Annotated in this window: 1 protein-coding gene; it reads right to left on the bottom strand. The window is 61.8% G+C overall.

What is annotated here, in order from left to right:
* Positions 1-680 (bottom strand): efflux RND transporter permease subunit (locus tag CXQ90_RS21670; RefSeq protein ID WP_258064711.1); only part of this gene is annotated, 680 nt, incomplete at its 3' end.
* Positions 681-722: the final 42 nt, after the last annotated feature.

Genomic DNA, 722 nt, shown 5'->3' with positions numbered 1-722 from the left:
AGGGGTGGTTCCTGCTCCTTTAGTGGGACCTTGCGCATGAAGATCAGCGCGAGGGCAGGGGTGACAGTCAAGGCCACGACCATCGAGGCCAACACCGCAAGGGTGTAGGAGATGGCGAGCGGTCTGAAGAACGCCCCGGTCAACCCTTGGAGGAAGAAGATCGGCACAGCCGCGGCGATGATGATTAGCGTGGCATAGACGATCGGTCCGCGGACCTCCAGGGACGCCTCCAGCACCACCGAGGAGACGGAGCGGGTTCCGCCCTCCGCCCGGTGCTGCCGGAGTCTTCGGATGATGTTTTCAATGTCGATGATGGCGTCATCCACCACCACCCCGACGGCAATCACCAACCCTGCCAGGACCATGGTGTTCACCGCGGTCCCGGTCAGATAAAGGACTGACGCCGCCGTCACCAGCGACAGCGGGATGGCGATCAGGCTGATGAGGGCAGTCCGCCACTGGAACAGAAATGCCCCCAGCACCAGCACCACCAGGATGCAGCCCAGCAGCAGCGCGCGGCTGAGGTTGTCGAGGGACTCCTCGATGAAGGTTGCCGGACGGAAAATTTCCGTATCAACGGTGATGCCGCTGAGTCCGGGCTTCATCTGCTCAAGCGCTGCCTCCACGCCCTTGGTGACTTCCAGGGTGTTGCCCCAGGGAAGTTTCTCAACAATAAGCATCAGCCCTGGACCCTGATTGATCACGGCGTCACCAATGAGCGG

The organism is Arthrobacter sp. ZGTC131, assembly GCF_002929275.1.
Lineage (GTDB): Bacteria > Actinomycetota > Actinomycetes > Actinomycetales > Micrococcaceae > Arthrobacter.
The sequence above is the reverse complement of the archived record's forward strand: the minus strand, read 5'-3'. Positions and strand labels throughout refer to the sequence as shown.